This is a genomic window from Paracoccus sp. J39 (assembly GCF_000518925.1).
In the GTDB taxonomy this organism is placed as follows: Bacteria; Pseudomonadota; Alphaproteobacteria; order Rhodobacterales; family Rhodobacteraceae; genus Paracoccus.
In genome coordinates, this window is sequence record NZ_JAEN01000015.1 from 22436 (window position 1) to 38897 (window position 16462).

Consider the following 16462-nt stretch of genomic DNA (forward strand, 5'->3'; position numbering starts at 1 on the left):
GCGATCCGGCGCGTTTTTTCATGCCCGGACGGCAACGCCTCTTGCCCGCGGCGCGCGGCTTGCGGAACATTCCCCGGCTTGCGGGGTTGAACCGCAAAGCACCCTGCCGCCAGAGGATTTTCCGGAATGCGCCACCAGGACGACCCGCCGCCCATCACCCATACCGAGGCCGACGAGACTAGCCAGACCCGCTTCGGCCCGCGCCCGGTGCCCGAGGGCCATCGCCGCCCGTCGGGGCCGATGGAATCGCGCCGCATCCCGCCGCATGGCGATGTCTCCCCGGATGGCAGCCATCCCTGGCCGCATCCTTCGCGCGGCGCGAAATGGCTGGTCTGGGGCGGCACCGGCCTTGTCGCGGCGGCGCTGACCGCCGGCACCGTGATCGCCGCCCGGCATCTGATCGACCTGGTCTCGGAGAAGGACGGGGACTCCCGCCGTCCGGCCGCCCCGCGGGACAGCCTGCCCCCCCGCTACGCCGCGTCCGGGCGCGACACGGGCGAGCCCCCCGCCGCCCGCCGCCCCGAACGCATCCGCGCCGAGGCAAAGCCCGGCCGCCCGGCCCGCCCGGCCCGTCGCGCGCCGCGCCAGGGCCTGCTGCAGGAGGTCGAGGCGAATACCGCCAGCCTGTCCCATGGGGTCGAGAACGTCATGCAGGCGCTGACCGCCGCCCTAACCGGCTTCCGCACCGTGGCGGGGCAGGCCGGAACCATCATGCGGGAATTCGGCGATGCCGCCGCCCTCGTGCGCGAGATCATCGACCGCAAGCCGGCAGCGCCGCAGCCCCGCAGCACGCCGCGCGCCCGCCGCGACGCGCATCGCGAGGACCGCGCCGATGACCGCCATGGCACGCATATGCCGGACCTGCGCGACGATCCGCTGCTGCACGACCCGATGGAAGGTCCCCACCCGGGCGGTCCCGCCGATCACGACCCGCGCCTGCATCGGCTCTGATCCGACAGTCATTTCTCCGTTTTCCAAATACTCGAATGCCCCGGCGGTGCCGCTTGCCCGTCCGCGGAGCCCTTGCCGCCGCCGCTTCGTCCGTCGGCCACGTCGGCGGGCGAAGCCTTGCGGACCTTCCATGCGGCCGCCGGCCTGAAAGCAAAAAGCCGCCCCCGAGGGGACGGCCTTTCCCGTGGCAGTCAAAGCGAGGGATCAGGCTTGATCCAGCGCCTCGATGGCCTTTTCCAGCTCTTCCTTGGTCACCGGCTTTTCCGAAACCTTGGCGCCCTCGACGATATGGTCCACGACCTTGTCCTCGAAGATCGGCGCGCGCAGCTGCTGCTGGGCCTGCGGATTCTGCTGGATGAACTCGAAGAAGGCGCGCTCCTGGCCCGGGAACTGGCGGGCCTGGCGCAGCACGGCCTGGGTCATTTCCTGATCCGAGACGGTGATCTCGGCCTTCTGGCCGATCTCGGCCAGCAGCAGGCCCAGGCGGACGCGGCGCTCGGCAAGCTTCTTGTGCTCGTCCGTCGGTTCGATCTCGCCATGGTCATGGCCATGCTCTTCCGGGTGATCCTCGTGCCAGAGCTGGTGCGCGATCTGATGCGCCTCGGCCTCGACCAGCGATTCGGGCAGGTCGAACTGAACCAGAGCGTCCAGCTTGTCCAGCAGCGCCCGCTTCAGCACCTGACGCGAGGCGCCCTTGTATTCCGCCTCCAGCCGCTCGCGGATCTGGCCCTTCAGCGCCTCAAGGCTCTCGGCCCCGAATTTCTTCGCCAGCTCGTCGTCAAGCTCGGCGGGCTTCGGCGCCTTCACCGCCTTGACGGTGGTCTCGAAGACCGCGTCCTTGCCGGCCAGGGCCGGATGGCCGTAATCCTCGGGGAACTTCACCTCGACCTTGATCTCGTCGCCGGCCTTGGCGCCGACCAGCTGGTCTTCGAAACCCGGGATGAAGCTTTTCGAGCCCAGCACCAGCGGATAGTCCTCGGCGGTGCCGCCCTCGAAGGCCTCGCCATCGACCATGCCCTTGAAGTCGATCACGATCTGATCGCCTTCCTTGGCCTTGCTGCCCTTCTTGCGGTCCTCAAAGGACTGGGCGTTCTTGGCCAGGTTCTCCAGCGCCTCGTTCACCTGCTCCTCGCTGGCCTCGACCACCAGCCGCTCAAGCTCGACGCCCGACAGGTCGGCTTCGGGGATGGCCGGCAGGGCCTCGTAATTCACGGTGACGACGACATCGTCGCCCTCTTTCCAGGTCTCGCCGTTGACCATCTCGATCTTCGGCTGCACGGCGGGGCGGTCGCCGGATTTCTCCAGGTGATCGCGCAGCGCCTTGTCGATGGCCTCCTGCATGGCATCGCCCATGACGCGCTGGCCGAACTGCTTCTTCAGCAGCGCCATCGGCACCTTGCCCTTGCGGAAGCCCTTCATCTCGATCTCGGGCTGGGCCTCTTTCAGCTTCGCATCCACCTGCGCCGCCAGATCGGCCGCGGGCAGGGTGAATTCATAGCCCCGCTTCAGCCCTTCGTTCTGGGTTTCCTTGACCTGCATTTGTCTTCCTTCATTCACGAACCATCGCGCGGGTCGAGGCCGCGCGGCCCCATCGGCGCCCGGACCTGCCGTCCGGCGCCGCCGCCTGTTTCAGCGCGCTAGCTATGGGATTTCGCCCCGCATAGCAAGGACGAAGGCTGGATTCGCCGGGTCTTTGCCGGTGCGGCGGGCAAATGAAATCCGCACCATGGCGGCCCGGCATTGCGGCAAGGCCGCACCGCCGCCGCGCCTTCCGCACCGACCCGGCACGGCGCCGAGGCCCCGGGGGCATGGACCGGGCGCATGGACCGGGCGCATGGACCGGGCGCATGGTCGCTCGCCTCATGGTGGAATTGATCAATTCGGCCTCGCGCGCCAGACTTGCTCCGTCAAAACGGGCTGACGCTGCGTCACCTTTGGCAGGCGGCAATCCGCCGAAACGCGGTTTCCGCAGCCTGTGGTTGCACCGCTCGGGAAATCAACAGGCTGCCATTATTAGGTCAGTAAATAATACCTAACTTAAGGATATATTCCCTTCTCCGCGCGGGCGGGGCATACAGGCATCGTTGTGTAAGCGGTTGTTTGTTAACCTTGGTAAGCGGTGCTTTGGTCCTCTGTTCAGACCTGACCGGGCGGACGCGCGTTCCTGCGTCCGCCCGGCCATGAATCCGCGAAACTGCGTCGGATTTCCTCATGCCATGGTTGCAGGGCGGCTTGGCGGGCTTTGACCCGGTTCGCCTGTGGCGATTCCGCCGCCCGCAACCGCGTTCAGGCAAAACATGCAAATCCGATCCACGGCTTGCGCCGCATGACCGTCCCGGAATGACAAAGGCCGCCCAGGGACGGCCTTTTCGCGACGATGCGCCGGCGTGCTTCAGCCGCGCGCGCGCACCACCTGCAGCAGCGGCATCACCTCCGACATGTCCGGGCCATGCGCCTGGCCGGTCAGGGCCTTGCGCAGCGGCATGAACAGGCCCTTGCCCTTGCGGCCGGTCGCCGCCTTCACCGCATTGGTGAACTCGCCCCAGGTCGCGTCGGTATAGGGCGGCGGCGGCAAGAGCTTCATCGCCTCGGCGATGAAATCGGCATCCTCGGGATCGACCTGCGGCTCGGCGCCGTTCGAGAAGATCTCCCACCAGCCGGCCAGATCGTCCAGCCTGGTGATGTTCTGCGAGGCGACGCGCCAGAACCGCTCGGCCAGCTCGTCCGGCACGCCAAGCGCGGCGATGCGATCCCTGACCTCGGCGAAGGGACGCGCCTGGTTGGCTTCGCGCGTCAGCGGCCAAAGGTCCTCGGCGTCGAACTTGGTGGGCGAGGCGCCGAACTGGCTCAGCTCGAACCCTTCGGCCAGCTCGTCCAGCGACATCCTCAGCTCGACCGGCTGCGACGAGCCCAGCCGCGCCATCAGCGACAGCAGCGCCTCGGGCGCCACGCCGCTTTCGCGCAGGTCCTTGATGGACAGCGTGCCGAGGCGCTTCGACAGCTCCTCGCCCTGCGCGCCGGTCAGCAGGCTGTGATGGGCAAAGGCCGGCGGCTCGGCCCCCAGCGCGCGGATGATCTGGATCTGCGTCGCGGTATTGGTCACATGGTCGGCGCCGCGCACGATATGGGTCACGCCCATCTCTGCGTCATCGACCGAACTCGCGAAGGTGTAAAGCACCTGGCCGTCGGCGCGGATCAGCACCGGATCCGAGACCGAGGCCGCATCGATGGAAATCTCGCCCAGGATGCCGTCCGGCCACTCGATCCGCTCCTGGTCCAGCAGGAAGCGCCAGTAGCCGTCGCGGCCCTCGGCGCGCAGCCGGTCCTTGTCCCCGGCCGAGAGCTTCAGCCCGGCCCGGTCATAGACCGGCGGCTTGCCCATGTTGAGCTGCTTCTTGCGCTTCAGGTCCAGCTCGGTCGGGGTCTCGAACACCTCGTAGAGCCGGCCGGCCTGGCGCAGGCCCTGCGCAGCCTCGGCATAGCGGTCCAGGCGGTCCGACTGCCGCTCGATCCGGTCCCATTGCAGACCCAGCCATTCCAGGTCGCGCTGGATGCCGTCGGCATATTCCTGCTTCGACCGCTCGCGGTCGGTATCGTCCAGCCGGAGGATGAAGGTGCCGCCCGCCTTGCGCGCGATCAGATAGTTCATCAGCGCCGTGCGCAGGTTGCCGACATGGATGTGGCCGGTGGGCGAAGGGGCGAAACGGGTGGTGGTCATGGGTGTCTCCTGTCGGCTTCGCTCTTTCACAAACGGCGGTTTTTGTCCATATCGGGACCAAAGACGAGGTTAGCCGATGCTTGACTGGAAAGACGCCGAGGCCCCCGACGCGGCCATGATCGAGGAACTGGCGCGCGAGGCCATCGCCGGGCTGCCGCCGGAATTCGCCGGACCCGCCGCGCAGGTCGTGCTGCGCATCGAGGATTTCGCCAGCGAGGAATTCCTCGACGAGCTGCAGATCGACGACCCGCTGGAACTGACCGGGCTTTACGACGGCGTGCCGATGACCGAGAAATCCGCCAGCGAGCCGCAGCATTTCCCCGACACGGTCTGGCTGTTCCGCCGCGCCATCCTGGACGAATGGGCCTCGCGCGGCGACGTCACGCTGGGCGCGCTGGTCGCGCATGTCGTGGTCCATGAATTCGCCCATCATTTCGGTTGGTCCGACGACGATATCGCCGCCATAGACCGGTGGTGGGAATGATGGAGCAGGCGCCGATCCTCACCATCACCCTGAACCCCGCCCTTGACGTCACCACCGCCGCCGAACGCGTGGTGCCCGACATCAAGCTGCGCTGCGCGGCGCCGCGTTTCGATCCGGGCGGCGGCGGCATCAATGTCAGCCGGGCGATCCGCGCCATGGGCGGCGACAGCACCGCGCTGGTCGCGCTTGGCGGCGCCACCGGCCAGCGCATCGCCGGGCTGCTGGAGGAAACCGGCGTCCCGCTTGTCACCCTGCCCGCTCCGGGCGAGACGCGGCAGTCCCTGACCGTGGACGACCGCACCATCCGCCAGCAATACCGTTTCGTCATGCCCGGCCCGGAATGGTCCGAAGCCGATGTCGAGGCCGCGCTGGAGGCCGCCGCCGACGCCGCCGAGCCCGGTGCGCTGGTGGTGCTGTCGGGCTCGAACCCGCCGGGCGTGCCGGCGGGCTTTGCCGCCCTGCTGGCCGAGCGGCTGCGCGGCAGCGGCGCACGGCTGGTCGTGGACACCTCGGGGCCCGCGCTGGCCGAGGTCGCCGCCGCCAGCGACCGAAGGGTCGAGATCCTGCGCATGGACGACGAGGAGGCCGAGGGACTCGCCGGCCGGCCCCTGCCCTATCGCGCCGACACCGCCGATTTCGCGGCCAGCCTGGTCGCCTCGGGCGCCGCGCATGGGGTGATCGTGGCACGCGGCCGCGACGGCAACATCATCGCGACCGACAAGGGCATCTGGCATGCCGAGGCGGCGCGGGTGCAGGTGGTCAGCAAGGTGGGCGCAGGCGACAGTTTCCTGGCCGGCTTCACGCTGGGCCATGCCCGCGGCTGGCCGGTCTGCGACGCGCTGGGGCTGGCGGCGGCCGCCGCCTCGGCCACGGTGCTGACGCCGGCGACCGAACTCTGCCGGGGCGAGGATGTCGAGCGGCTGTTCGCCGCCCGCGTGGTGACGCAGATGCGCGGCGGCACGGCCGCCTGAATGGGGCCGAGGCCCTAGGCGCGCCCGTCCATGCGCACGAAGTCCAGCACGCTGCCCTGGGCCGGGCCCAGCTCGGACCAGTCGTCGATCTGGAAATCGACCACCAGCGTCGCCGCGGTCGGATAGCGGCGGAAATCCGGGTCGAGCGGCGCGCGCGCCGGCAGCATGGCGGCGAATTCGGCGATGCCGGGATTGTGCCCGATCATCATCACCGTCGGCGCCGAGGCGCTGCGCAGGATCTCCAGCATCTTTTCCGGCGCGGCGTGGTAAAGGCCCGGTTCGTAACGGATATGCGGCCGCACCTCCAGGGGCGCCATGGCGATGCCGGCCCAGGTCTCACGCGTGCGCTCGGCGGTCGAGCACAGCACTTCCTCGGGCTCGTAGCCCCGGCTGGCCAGCCAGTCGCCCAGCTCGCGCGCCGAGCGGCGGCCGCGGGCGTTCAGCGGGCGGTCGTGATCCGGTTGCGCCGGATCGTCCCAGGACGATTTGGCATGACGGGTCAGGATCAGACGGCAGTGTCCGAGAGGGGTCATCGAATTGCCTTTTCGGCCATACGGTTAAGATTGGGCAGCGGGTCCGAGGAGCCTGCCACAGCTTCCGCCGCGCGGGCAAGCCCTGTCTTCGCCCCCGCCCGCCCGGGGTCCTACAGCCCGCTGTCGCCCTGGCGCAACCCGCGCGGCTTGACCCGCGGCTCGGTCGAGCGGATCAGCGAGCCGGCGCCATGTTCGGTGAACAGCTCCAGCAGGCAGGCATTCGGCACCCGCCCGTCCAGGATCACCACGGCGCGCACGCCCTCCTCCAGCGCCTTCAGCGCCGTCTCGGTCTTGGGGATCATGCCGCCGGCGATGGTGCCGTCGGCGATCATCGCCCGCACCTGGTCGGGATGCATCGCCGTTACCACCTCGCCCGAAGCGTCCTTGACGCCCGAGACATCGGTCAGCAGCAGCAGCCGGTCGGCCCGGAGCGCGCCGGCAATCGCACCGGCGGCGGTGTCGCCGTTGACGTTGAAGGTCTCGTTATCCTCCATGCCCGTCGCCACCGGGGCGATGACCGGGATCAGCCCGGCATTGTAGAGGTCGCGGATGATCTGCACGTTCATCTCGACCGGGCGGCCGACGAAGCCCAGCTCCGGGTCGTCCGGCTCGCAGACCATCAGGTCGTCGTCCTTGCCGGAAATGCCGACCGCGCGGCCGCCGGCGTCGTTGATCGCCTGCACGATCCGCTTGTTGACCAGGCCGGACAGCACCATCTCGACCACCTCGACCGTCTCGCGGGTGGTGACGCGCTTGCCGCGCACGAAACGGCTTTCGATGCCCAGCTTGCCCAGCAGGTCGTTGATCATCGGGCCGCCGCCATGGCAGACGACCGGATGGATGCCGACCTGCTTCATCAGCACGATGTCGCGGGCGAATTCGGCCATCGCCTCGTCGTCGCCCATGGCATTGCCGCCGAACTTCACCACCACCACGGCGCCGGAATAGCGCTGCATGTAAGGCAGGGCCTCGGACAGAGTGCGGGCGGTGGCGATCCAGTCACGGTTCATCTTCTGCTTTCTCATCGAAGGCCCCTGTTCGTCGCGCCCGATCCTAGGACGCGGGCGCCGATCAGTCCAGACCGGCGATGATGGCGCGCAGCGTGGCGATGCCCTGGCCCTTGTCCGAGCTTGTGATCACAAGCTCGGGATAGGCGGCGGGATGCTTCTGCAGCGCCTCCTGCACCTGCGCGACGGTGGCCTCCATCGCCTCTCTGCCGATCTTGTCGCCCTTGGTCAGCACCACCTGGAAGGGCACGGCAGAGCGGTCGAGCAGCTTCATGATCTCGTGATCGACGTCCTTCACGCCATGGCGCGAATCGATCAGCGTGAAGGCGCGGCGCAGCGTCGGCCGGCCGGCGAGATAGTTCTTCAGCAGCGCCTGCCATTTCGCCACCACCGCCACCGGCGCCTTGGCGAAGCCATAGCCCGGCAGATCGACCAGATAGGCTTGCTCGCCCAGGGTGAAATAATTGATCTCCTGCGTGCGGCCCGGGGTATTCGAGGCGCGCGCGAGCCCATTCCGGCCGGTCAGGGCGTTGATAAGGCTGGATTTTCCGACATTCGAGCGGCCGGCGAAGCAGACCTCGGGCCGGTCGGCGGGCGGCAGCCCATCCATGGCGACCACGCCCTTGAGGAAATCGACCGGGCCGGCGAACAGCTTGCGTGCCGCCTCGGCGGTGTCGGGATCGGGCTCGGGGGCGACGGGAAAGGCGACCTTCATGCCCGCACCTCGCCACCCAGCGCAATCTCGCCGCCGGTCACCACCTCGGCATAGATGCCGAAATCGCGATGGCCGAACTGCGCCTCCAGCGCCTCGGGCATGTCGATGTCGATGCGGCCGGTCGAGGGATCGGCGCTGGTCGCCGGGCAGCGGCCGATGGCCTCGGTCACCCGCAGTTCGACATCCCCCACGGTCAGGACATGGCCGATCAGATCGCGTTCGGCATAGGGCGCCCAGCCCTCCAGCCAGAGATTGCCGCGCCAGCGTTCGACGCCCAAAGCCATTCCCAGCCGGGATTCCAGATCCGCCAGGCTCGACAGCGACAGGATCGAGACCCAGGGCTGGTTGACATCGGTCCAGCCGGTCGGCCCGCGCACCAGGCGGGTGGGCGCGGGCTTCCCCTCGGACCAGAGCGGGCGGACCCAGTCCACCAGCCGCGCGCCCTCGGTCTCGGGGTCGAAGTCCAGATCGGGCAGGCCGGGATGGGTCAGGCGGATCCGCCCCTCCTCCGCGCCCTCGCCCCAGCCGCCCTGCACCGCCTGCAGCCCGGCCGAGGCCGCGCCGCGCAGGAAGCAGGACTTGGGCAGCCAGCGTTGCGGCTCCGCCCCGGCGTGACGCTCGCCGCCCTCGGTCAGCAGCGCCCAGATGCGGTCGCCGGGCAGGCGCCGCGCCGCGGCCAGACGGGTGCGGCGCAGGTCCTCGCCGCCGATCGCCTTGATCGGGTGCCGGCGGATCCGGGCGATGCAGGCGGTCATTTTCCGCCCTTGTCCCCGCCCTTTTCGCCGGCCTTGGCCTCGGTCTTGGCGCGTGAGGGCAGGCTGGAGCGGATGTTGCCGAAGAAGTCGGGCCGGTGGCCGTGCATCGACATGATCGTATATTGCTGGATGATGGTGATGGTGTTGTTGGTGATCCAGTAAAGCACCAGGCCCGAGGCGAAGCCCCCCAGCATGAACATGAACACCCAGGGCATCCAGGCGAAGATCATCTTCTGCGCCGGATCGGTGGGGGCCGGGTTCAGCTTCTGCTGCATCCACATCGAGATGCCCAGGAGGATCGCCAGCACCGGCAGGGTGAAGCTGTGCAGGAAGCTGCCCTGGCCCGGCGCCGCCCAGGGCAAGAGGCCGAACAGGTTCCACAGGCTGGACGGGTCCGGCGCGGCAAGGTCGCGGATCCAGCCGATCCAGGGCGCGTGCCGCAGCTCGATGGTGACGAAGATCACCTTGTAGAGCGCGAAGAAGATCGGGATCTGCAGCAGCACCGGCAGGCAGCCCGCGGCGGGGTTCACCTTTTCGCGCTTGTAGAGCTCCATCACCTCTTTCTGGAACTTCATCCGGTCGTCGCCGGTGCGCTGCTTGATGGCCTCCATCTCGGGCTGCAGCTCCTTCATCTTGGCCATCGAGATGTAGGATTTGCGCGCCAGCGGGAAGACCAGCAGCTTCAGCACGAAGGTCAGCGCGATGATCGCCCAGCCCATGTTGCCGATCATGCCATGCAGCCAGTGCAGCAGGCGGAAGATCGGCTTGGTCAGGAAATAGAACCAGCCCCAGTCGATGGAATCGACGAAGCGGTCGATGCCGGGATTTTCCTGATAGCCGTTGATGACCTCCCAGACCTTGGCGCCGGCGAAGAGATAGCTGGACGAGGTCCCGGTCGCGCCCGGGGCGACGGTCTGCACCGGCATCCGCGTCTCGGCCTGGTAGATGTCGGCGCCGGGGGCGTATTTCACCACCGCGGTGAAGGACTGGCCGGGGGCAGGCGCCAGCGTGGTCATCCAGTATTTGTCGGTAAAGCCGATCCAGCCGTTTTCCTGCACCTCGATCAGCTGGGCCGGCCCCTCGCCCGCCATGGGGTCGAGCTTGGCCATGTCCTTGTATTTCTCTTCCAGAAGCTTGCCGTCGGTCATGCCGACCGCGCCCTCGTGCAGCACGAAGAAGTTCTGGGTGTCGGGCCTGCCGTGCCGGGCCAGAATGCCGTAGGGCGCGGCCGAGAAGGGTGCGGTCCCGGTATTCTCCAGCGTCTGGGTCACGGTGAACAGGAACTTGTCGTCAAGCTCGTAGGTGCGGCGGAAGACCTGGCCGGCGCCGTTGTCCCAGCGCAGCGTCACCGGCTGGCCGGGGGCGAGCGTCGCGCCGGATTCGACCTCCCACACCGTGGCCGGGCCGGGAACCAGCGCCGGATCGGTGCCGGCGGCGGGCATCCAGCCATAGACCGCGTAATAGGGCTTCTGCACCGCAAGCTGCGCCGCGCCGCCCGGAGCCACCGGGCTGCCTTCGGCCTGCACGGTGGTTTGCGCGGTGGGCGACAGCAGGCGAACAGAGGGGGATTGCGGATCGAGCGTCTCGCGATAGCCGGTCAGCTCGAGGTCGTCGATGCGGCCGCCCGCCAGCGAGATCGTGCCGGCCAGCGAGGGAGAGTCGATCCGCACCCGCCCGGCACCGGCCGAAGGATCGTCGCTGGTCGCGGTCGCCGCCTCAAGCTCCGGCGCCGCGCCCTGCGGCACCGCGCCCGGCGTCGCGGGCGAGCCGGTTTCGGGCGTGGTGGCGCCCTGGGTGCTGGTCGGCGTGGTATCCTGGGCGGGGGGCACCGGCTCGGGGGCGAAGAAAATCGACCAGACAAGCATGACGAGGGCCGAAAGCACCATCGCCAGGATGAGATTGCGGTTGTTGTCTTGCATTCCGGACCAGCCCTTCGTCGTCACCCCAGTCTGAGGGTTCGGGCCGCTTCAACAGAAGCGACCGGCAAAGGTCAAGGGAATTTGCCGGAAAACCGGCGCCGCCGCCACCTCGGTCCCGCGACATCGGCCAGCCCGGCAACGGGCGGGCCCGGCAGCTGTCGCCCGGACGCAGGCCCGAGGTCCATGCCGGAGAAGGCCGCCCGTGCCCTGCAAGCCGCCGCCGCGCGGGCTTGGGCCCGGTGCCCGTCCGCCCGCATTCGCAAGCCGGCACCCGGTGATGCGGAAGCGGGCGGGCGCGGCGCAGGGGCCAGGCGCAGGGGTCAGGCCATGATCGCACCTGCCCCGGTCAAGCGGCCGTCCCCGCGGGCGCTGTGCGTCAGGACCCTGGCCGAGAGCCGCAAGGCAATCGGCAAGCCTATTCACGCCTTGCGGCGCAGGTCGAAGGGCGCGGGCAGGGAATGGCCGTGCGCCAGCAGGAAGTCATCGACCGCCGCGGGCTCGAGCGGCGGCGCCACCGCCAGCCCCTGCACGCCGTTGAAGCCGATCTGCGCCAGAAACGCCTGCTCTTCCTGAGTCGCGACGCCGTCGGCCAGGGTTGCCAGGCCCAGGTGCTCGGCCAGGGCCAGAATGGCCAGGATCATGCGCTGCTGGTCGGCGCGCCGGTCGCAGCCGGCGATGAAGTTGCGGCCGATCCGCACCCGGCGCATGCCAAAGCGGCGCAGGTCGTCCAGCCCGGCGCTGCCGGTGCCGAATTCGCCCAGGGCCACCGCACAGCCCGCGGTGCCCAGGCGCTGGAGGCTGGCGCCGACCGGCAGACGGCCGCCGTGGCGGCCGACCGGCTCGGTCACCTCGACCTCGAGCCGCTCGGGCGGCAGGTCCTGGCGGTCCAGCTCCCACAGGATCGCGTCGGCGGTGGCCGGATCGGCCAGCGCGCGATCCGACAGCGGCAACGACAGCAGCGGCACCCGCGCCCCCATCCTGTCCCAGACCCGCAGGGCGGCAAAAGCCTGGCGCAGCACCTGCGCGGTGACCAGCCCCAGGGTTTCGTCGTCCAGGCGCGGCTGCAGTTCGGCCAGATCGCAGCTGTCCTGATCGTCCATCCGAATCCGCGGCAGAACCCGCAGCGCCAGCACCGCGCCGGTGTCGCAGCAGATCTGCGGCTGGAAGAGCAGCCCGATCCGGTCGGGCGCAAGCGCGGGCAGCGCCACCGGCCCAGCTTGGGGAAGCATCTCGACAAAACGCAGCTGTCCGGCGGCCGAAAACGGGCTGCACCCCTGCAAGGCCGCGCGGCCATGGGCATAAAGCGCCGCCGCATCCTGCCGGCCCGATTCGTCGCTGACGATCACCGCATTCACCACCGGGCAGATGCGCAGGTCGGGCAGGTCAACGCCGGCCGAGCAGATGGTCTGGAGCCGCGCCAGCAGTCCCGGCACCGCCTGCTGGCGCAAAATGCCAAGAATGCCCTGAATCTCGGCCGAGCCGGGACTGCGCGACTGCGGCAGCAGGCGCAGATCCGCCACCAGCCGCCGCAGCAGCCTGTCCAGCATCTGTTCCAGCATGGCCGGGCCGATGCTGGCGCGCAGCATCTCGACATTCTCGACCCGCAGCACCAGCGCAAGCCGTGCCCCGCCCCGCGCCGCCTCCCTGTTCCTGACCAGCCTTGCCAGCCGTGCCGCAACCGCCGCGATTCCGTATGCCATTCCCAGATCCGAATCTTGTTGTCCGGATCGCAGCCTAGCCCCGCGACGCTTTTTGCTCGGTTAATGTTCGCGCAGGATCGGCACGTCTTTTTCGCTAAAATCCGAGGCATCCGGCATCAGTGCCGTGAAGTCGAACAGCTTCGGGTCCGGCAGATGCGAGGGGCGCACATTCATCAGCGCCCGGAACATGACCTGGCGCCGGCCGGGCGCACGCGATTCCCATTCGTCCAGCAGCTTCTTGACCTGCATGCGCTGCAGCCCTTCCTGGCTGCCGCAAAGGTCGCAGGGGATGACCGGATAATTCATCGCCCGGGCGAAACGGTCGCAATCGGCCTCGGCCACGAAGGCCAGGGGGCGCAGCACGTTCAGGTCGCCCTCTTCGTTCAGCAGCTTCGGCGGCATCGAGGCCAGCCTGCCGCCATGAAACAGGTTCATGAAGAAGGTTTCCAGAATGTCGTCGCGGTGATGGCCCAGGACCACCGCCTGGCAACCCTCTTCGCGGGCGATGCGATAGAGGTTGCCGCGACGCAGGCGCGAGCAGAGGGCGCAATAGGTCCGGCCCTCGGGCACCTTCTCCTTCACGATGGAATAGGTGTCCTGATATTCGATGCGATGCGGCACCTGACGCTCGGTCAGGAATTCCGGCAGCACGGTCGCCGGGAAACCCGGCTGGCCCTGATCGAGATTGCAGGCCAGCAGTTCGACCGGCAGCAGGCCGCGCCATTTCAGCTCGTGCAGCACGGCGAGCAGCGTGTAGCTGTCCTTGCCGCCCGACAGGCAGACCAGCCAGCGGTCGCCGGGGCGGATCATGTCATAGGTCTCGATGGCGGCGCGGGTCTCGCGCACCAGCCGCTTGCGCAGCTTGCGGAATTCGGTCGAGGCCGGCGCGCCGCGGAACAGCGGGTGGATCTCCTCTGCCGCGTCGAAGGTCCCGGTCTCGCTGGCGATATTGTCCCGCATCATTCGTCCCCGTGGCGCTTGCGCGCCCTGATTAGCATGAAAGGCGCCGCGGCGTCAGTCCCGCGGCTGTTCCGAGCCCGGCACCGGATCATGGCCATGCCCGCCCCAGGGATGGCAGCGGCAGATGCGCCGCGCCGCCAGCCAGCCGCCCCGGACCGCGCCATGCCGCTCCAGCGCCTCGAGCGCATAGGCCGAGCAGGTGGGCTGGAAGCGGCAGCCATGCCCGACCCAGGGGCTGGCGATCAGCCGATAGCCGCGCACCGGCAGCGCCAGCAGATGCGCCAGCGGGCTCATTTCCCGTGCACCCGCGCCAGCGCGGCGGCAAGATCGGCGCGCAGCTCGGCGAAATCGCGGCTGACCGTGGTGCCCGGCCGCCCGACCAGCACGTAATCCCAGCCGGGCCGAGCGGCGGCCGGCATGACCTCGCGCGCCAAGGCGCGCAGCCGGCGCTTGGCACGGTTGCGGACCACGGCATTGCCGATCTTCCTGGAACAGGTGAAGCCGACCCGGATCGCCTGCCCCGCCTCGCCCTCGGGACGCCGGCGGGCCTGCAGCAGAAATCCGGGCATGCCCTGCCGCCGGGCCGAAGCCGCACGCAGGAAATCCGCCCGCTTGCGCAGGGTTTCCAGCCCGCCCCCCGCACCCGCCTCCGAAACGGCAGAAGCCGCCCTGTCCGGCGTCGGGTCAGCGACGGAACGGTCAGAGGCGGCAGCTTCGGGGGTGCTGTCCATCACGGCAAGCCCACGCCCTGCGGCGCAGGGCTTAGGCGCTGAGGGTCTTGCGGCCCTTGGCGCGGCGGGCGTTGAGCACGCGGCGGCCGCCCTTGGTCGCCATGCGCGCGCGGAAGCCGTGGCGGCGGGCGCGAACCAGGTTCGACGGCTGGTAGGTGCGTTTCGACATCTTTCAACTCCGGGTCAGGGCGTGCCAGGGTATGGGCCATCGGCCCACGCAAGACGCGCCGGTCATTCGAGGCCCGCTGGATAGTCGGGCCCGCCGCCCAAGTCAACCACATTGCACGGATTTCGCCGGCGCCGCAGGTTCCGGGGAACCGGGACCATGTCACGCAGGTTTGAACTGCGTAAGGACAGCCACTATGTGAAGCAGCGGCGCCGAGACCCGAGGGAATTGCAAAGCCTACCATGTCCCTGAATACCTTATCCGGCCGATTCGCCCTGCTCACGGGCATGTTCGTGCTTCTGGCCGAGTTGCTGATCCTGCTGCCCTCGATCGCGAACTACCGGCTGGATTTCCTGGAATCGCGGCTAGAGCGCGCGCAGATCGCCAGCCTTGCGCTGCTGGCGACCGACGAATCGCTGGCCTCGGACCTGGAATCCGAGCTTCTGGAGAATGCCGGCGTCTTCAACGTCGTGCTGCGGCGCAACGACGTGCGGCAACTGGTGCTGTCCTCGCCGATTCCAGGGCCGATCTCGGCCACCTACGACCTGCGCGAGCAGCCGTTCTGGACCTCGATCCGCGATGCCATGGCGCAGCTTCTCGATCCGCGAAACCAGGTGATCCGGGTGATCGGCGCGCCGGTGAACCAGGCCGGCCAGCTGATCGAGATCACCACCGACACCCAGCGGCTGCGCACCGAGATGATCGATTACGGGCTGCGGCTGCTGCTGATCTCGGCCGCCTTCTCGATCCTGACCGCCATCCTGCTGAACGTGGCGGCGCAGAGGCTGCTGCTGGTGCCGATCCGGCGGGTCATCAGCCACATGACCGCCTATGCCGGCGCGCCGGAGGACGCGCGCTCGATCATCACCCCGAACGCGCGGCTAGCCGAGTTGAACGAGGCCGAGACGGCGCTCGCCGCCATGCAGCGCACCGTGACCTCGGCGCTGAAGCAGCAGGCGCGGCTGGCGCAGCTGGGCCAAGCGGTGGCCCGCATCAGCCACGACCTGCGCAACATCCTGACCACGGCGCAGATCTTCGCCGACCGGCTGGAAACCAGCGCCGATCCCGCCGTGCGCCGCGCTGCGCCGAAGCTGGTGAACTCGATCAGCCGGGCGGTGAACCTGTGCGAGACCACGCTGGCCTTCGGCAAGGCCGAGGAACCGGCCCCGGCGCTGTCGCGCTTCAACCTCTCGACGCTGGTGACCGAGGTGACCGAGGGCGAGGCGATGGCGGCGGACCGGCTGGACGGGGCCGAGCCCATCGAGTTCCTGACCGACATTCCGCCCAGCCTGACGATTCGTGCCGACCGCGACCAGCTGTTCCGGGTGCTGTCGAACCTGGTGCGCAATGCGCGCCAGGCGATCGAGGCGACGCGCCAGCCGGGCACCATCGAGATCGGCGCCGGCGAGGACGAGCAGGAATGGTGGATCCGCATCGGCGACACCGGCCCCGGCCTGCCGCAGAAGGCGCGGGACTTCCTGTTCCAGCCCTTTTCGGGCGGCTCGCGCAAGGGCGGCACGGGGCTTGGCCTGGCCATTGCGGCGGATCTGGTGCGCAGCCATGGCGGCCGGCTGGAGCTGCTGCGCAGCGATGCGGAGGGCACGCAGTTCATCCTGCACCTGCCGCGCGAGCTGGCCGGGCTTGCGCAGCGGGCGGAAGCCGCGGCGGGATAGGCTGCTCACGGCGATTTCAGGAAAAGATTTTGCCGAAGGTCATTTTTGGCCTTGCGCCCCCCCGGCCCGCACACTAAATCACCGCCTCACAGCGGACCCGTAGCTCAGCTGGATAGAGCACCAGACTACGAATCTGGGGGTCGGGCGTTCGAATCGCTCCGGGTCCGCCATATAACATC

Annotated in this window: 16 protein-coding genes and 1 tRNA gene; 5 read left to right on the forward strand and 12 right to left on the reverse strand. The window is 68.9% G+C overall.

Translation table 11 applies throughout. The annotated features are described in order from the left end of the window. The first annotated feature begins 126 nt into the window (after positions 1 to 126). Positions 127 to 951, forward strand: coding sequence for a hypothetical protein (locus tag L632_RS0115000; RefSeq protein ID WP_028717072.1), 825 nt, complete (start codon positions 127 to 129; stop codon positions 949 to 951). Positions 952 to 1155: 204 nt separating this feature from the next. On the opposite strand, the gene tig is transcribed toward L632_RS0115000, so the two are convergent. Next, positions 1156 to 2490: a trigger factor gene (tig, locus tag L632_RS0115005; RefSeq protein WP_028714340.1), complete on the reverse strand. Its 1335-nt coding sequence runs from the start codon at positions 2488 to 2490 to the stop codon at positions 1156 to 1158. 853 nt (positions 2491 to 3343) lie between these two features. Next, on the reverse strand, positions 3344 to 4669 hold the full coding sequence (gene gltX, locus L632_RS0115010) for a glutamate--tRNA ligase (RefSeq protein WP_028717073.1): 1326 nt from the start codon (positions 4667 to 4669) through the stop codon (positions 3344 to 3346). A gap of 76 nt (positions 4670 to 4745) precedes the next feature. Between gltX and L632_RS0115015 the strand changes: the two genes are divergently transcribed. Together L632_RS0115015 and L632_RS0115020 are read left to right on the forward strand one after the other, a co-directional pair. Continuing rightward, entirely contained in the window at positions 4746 to 5153 is a 408-nt protein-coding gene (locus L632_RS0115015; RefSeq protein WP_028714342.1) for a metallopeptidase family protein, read from the forward strand. After that, positions 5153 to 6124, forward strand: coding sequence for a 1-phosphofructokinase family hexose kinase (locus L632_RS0115020; RefSeq protein WP_028714343.1), 972 nt, complete (start codon positions 5153 to 5155; stop codon positions 6122 to 6124). Before L632_RS0115015 ends, L632_RS0115020 begins: the two co-directional genes overlap by 1 nt. A gap of 14 nt (positions 6125 to 6138) precedes the next feature. On the opposite strand, the gene L632_RS0115025 is transcribed toward L632_RS0115020, so the two are convergent. The 10 genes from L632_RS0115025 to rpmH form a co-directional block, all read right to left on the reverse strand. Continuing rightward, the gene (locus tag L632_RS0115025; protein ID WP_028714344.1) at positions 6139 to 6657 is read right to left on the reverse strand and encodes a histidine phosphatase family protein; all 519 of its coding nucleotides are present in this window, start codon (positions 6655 to 6657) and stop codon (positions 6139 to 6141) included. Positions 6658 to 6767: 110 nt separating this feature from the next. Beyond that, positions 6768 to 7667, reverse strand: a complete 900-nt coding sequence (gene argB, locus L632_RS0115030) for an acetylglutamate kinase (RefSeq protein ID WP_028714345.1) — start codon at positions 7665 to 7667, stop codon at positions 6768 to 6770. A gap of 61 nt (positions 7668 to 7728) precedes the next feature. Next, a complete protein-coding gene (yihA, locus tag L632_RS0115035; protein WP_028714346.1) occupies positions 7729 to 8379 on the reverse strand; it encodes a ribosome biogenesis GTP-binding protein YihA/YsxC in 651 nt (216 codons plus the stop codon). Continuing rightward, positions 8376 to 9134 (reverse strand): MOSC domain-containing protein, encoded by a 759-nt coding sequence (locus L632_RS0115040; protein WP_028717074.1) that lies wholly within the window; start codon positions 9132 to 9134, stop codon positions 8376 to 8378. Before L632_RS0115040 ends, yihA begins: the two co-directional genes overlap by 4 nt. After that, the gene (yidC, locus tag L632_RS0115045) at positions 9131 to 11053 is read right to left on the reverse strand and encodes a membrane protein insertase YidC (protein ID WP_028714348.1); all 1923 of its coding nucleotides are present in this window, start codon (positions 11051 to 11053) and stop codon (positions 9131 to 9133) included. The genes L632_RS0115040 and yidC overlap by 4 nt, the downstream gene beginning before the upstream one ends. A gap of 419 nt (positions 11054 to 11472) precedes the next feature. Next, positions 11473 to 12753 carry an EAL domain-containing protein gene (locus L632_RS0115050; protein WP_028714349.1) on the reverse strand — a complete coding sequence of 427 codons (1281 nt, stop codon included), beginning with the start codon at positions 12751 to 12753 and terminating at the stop codon, positions 11473 to 11475. A gap of 60 nt (positions 12754 to 12813) precedes the next feature. Next, on the reverse strand, positions 12814 to 13713 hold the full coding sequence (ttcA, locus tag L632_RS0115055) for a tRNA 2-thiocytidine(32) synthetase TtcA (RefSeq protein WP_051416349.1): 900 nt from the start codon (positions 13711 to 13713) through the stop codon (positions 12814 to 12816). 54 nt (positions 13714 to 13767) lie between these two features. Continuing rightward, the gene (gene yidD / locus L632_RS0115060) at positions 13768 to 14007 is read right to left on the reverse strand and encodes a membrane protein insertion efficiency factor YidD (protein ID WP_028714351.1); all 240 of its coding nucleotides are present in this window, start codon (positions 14005 to 14007) and stop codon (positions 13768 to 13770) included. Beyond that, a complete protein-coding gene (gene rnpA, locus L632_RS0115065; RefSeq protein ID WP_036698437.1) occupies positions 14004 to 14444 on the reverse strand; it encodes a ribonuclease P protein component in 441 nt (146 codons plus the stop codon). Before rnpA ends, yidD begins: the two co-directional genes overlap by 4 nt. Positions 14445 to 14475: 31 nt before the next feature. After that, complete coding sequence (gene rpmH / locus L632_RS0115070; RefSeq protein ID WP_028714353.1) at positions 14476 to 14613, reverse strand: 50S ribosomal protein L34; 138 nt, start codon at positions 14611 to 14613, stop codon at positions 14476 to 14478. A 239-nt stretch (positions 14614 to 14852) separates the two neighbouring features. On the opposite strand from rpmH, the gene L632_RS0115075 reads away from it, so the two are divergent. Both L632_RS0115075 and L632_RS0115080 read left to right on the forward strand, forming a co-directional pair. Then, complete coding sequence (locus tag L632_RS0115075; RefSeq protein WP_028714354.1) at positions 14853 to 16283, forward strand: HAMP domain-containing sensor histidine kinase; 1431 nt, start codon at positions 14853 to 14855, stop codon at positions 16281 to 16283. A 93-nt stretch (positions 16284 to 16376) separates the two neighbouring features. Continuing rightward, positions 16377 to 16453: transfer RNA gene (locus tag L632_RS0115080), tRNA-Arg, on the forward strand. The last annotated feature ends 9 nt before the right edge of the window (positions 16454 to 16462 follow it).

Excerpts from the sequence above, each read along its gene's own strand:
- yihA (WP_028714346.1), bottom strand. The coding sequence starts at position 8,379 with ATGAAGGTCGCCTTTCCCGTCGCCCCCGAGCCCGATCCCGACACCGCC.
- argB (WP_028714345.1), bottom strand. The coding sequence starts at position 7,667 with ATGAACCGTGACTGGATCGCCACCGCCCGCACTCTGTCCGAGGCCCTG.
- yidC (WP_028714348.1), bottom strand. The coding sequence starts at position 11,053 with ATGCAAGACAACAACCGCAATCTCATCCTGGCGATGGTGCTTTCGGCC.
- L632_RS0115075 (WP_028714354.1), top strand. The coding sequence starts at position 14,853 with ATGTCCCTGAATACCTTATCCGGCCGATTCGCCCTGCTCACGGGCATG.
- L632_RS0115000 (WP_028717072.1), top strand. The coding sequence starts at position 127 with ATGCGCCACCAGGACGACCCGCCGCCCATCACCCATACCGAGGCCGAC.
- rnpA (WP_036698437.1), bottom strand. The coding sequence starts at position 14,444 with ATGGACAGCACCCCCGAAGCTGCCGCCTCTGACCGTTCCGTCGCTGAC.
- yidD (WP_028714351.1), bottom strand. The coding sequence starts at position 14,007 with ATGAGCCCGCTGGCGCATCTGCTGGCGCTGCCGGTGCGCGGCTATCGG.
- L632_RS0115015 (WP_028714342.1), top strand. The coding sequence starts at position 4,746 with ATGCTTGACTGGAAAGACGCCGAGGCCCCCGACGCGGCCATGATCGAG.
- L632_RS0115025 (WP_028714344.1), bottom strand. The coding sequence starts at position 6,657 with ATGACCCCTCTCGGACACTGCCGTCTGATCCTGACCCGTCATGCCAAA.
- rpmH (WP_028714353.1), bottom strand. The coding sequence starts at position 14,613 with ATGTCGAAACGCACCTACCAGCCGTCGAACCTGGTTCGCGCCCGCCGC.
- L632_RS0115040 (WP_028717074.1), bottom strand. The coding sequence starts at position 9,134 with ATGACCGCCTGCATCGCCCGGATCCGCCGGCACCCGATCAAGGCGATC.
- L632_RS0115020 (WP_028714343.1), top strand. The coding sequence starts at position 5,153 with ATGGAGCAGGCGCCGATCCTCACCATCACCCTGAACCCCGCCCTTGAC.
- tig (WP_028714340.1), bottom strand. The coding sequence starts at position 2,490 with ATGCAGGTCAAGGAAACCCAGAACGAAGGGCTGAAGCGGGGCTATGAA.
- L632_RS0115050 (WP_028714349.1), bottom strand. The coding sequence starts at position 12,753 with ATGGCATACGGAATCGCGGCGGTTGCGGCACGGCTGGCAAGGCTGGTC.
- gltX (WP_028717073.1), bottom strand. The coding sequence starts at position 4,669 with ATGACCACCACCCGTTTCGCCCCTTCGCCCACCGGCCACATCCATGTC.
- ttcA (WP_051416349.1), bottom strand. The coding sequence starts at position 13,713 with ATGCGGGACAATATCGCCAGCGAGACCGGGACCTTCGACGCGGCAGAG.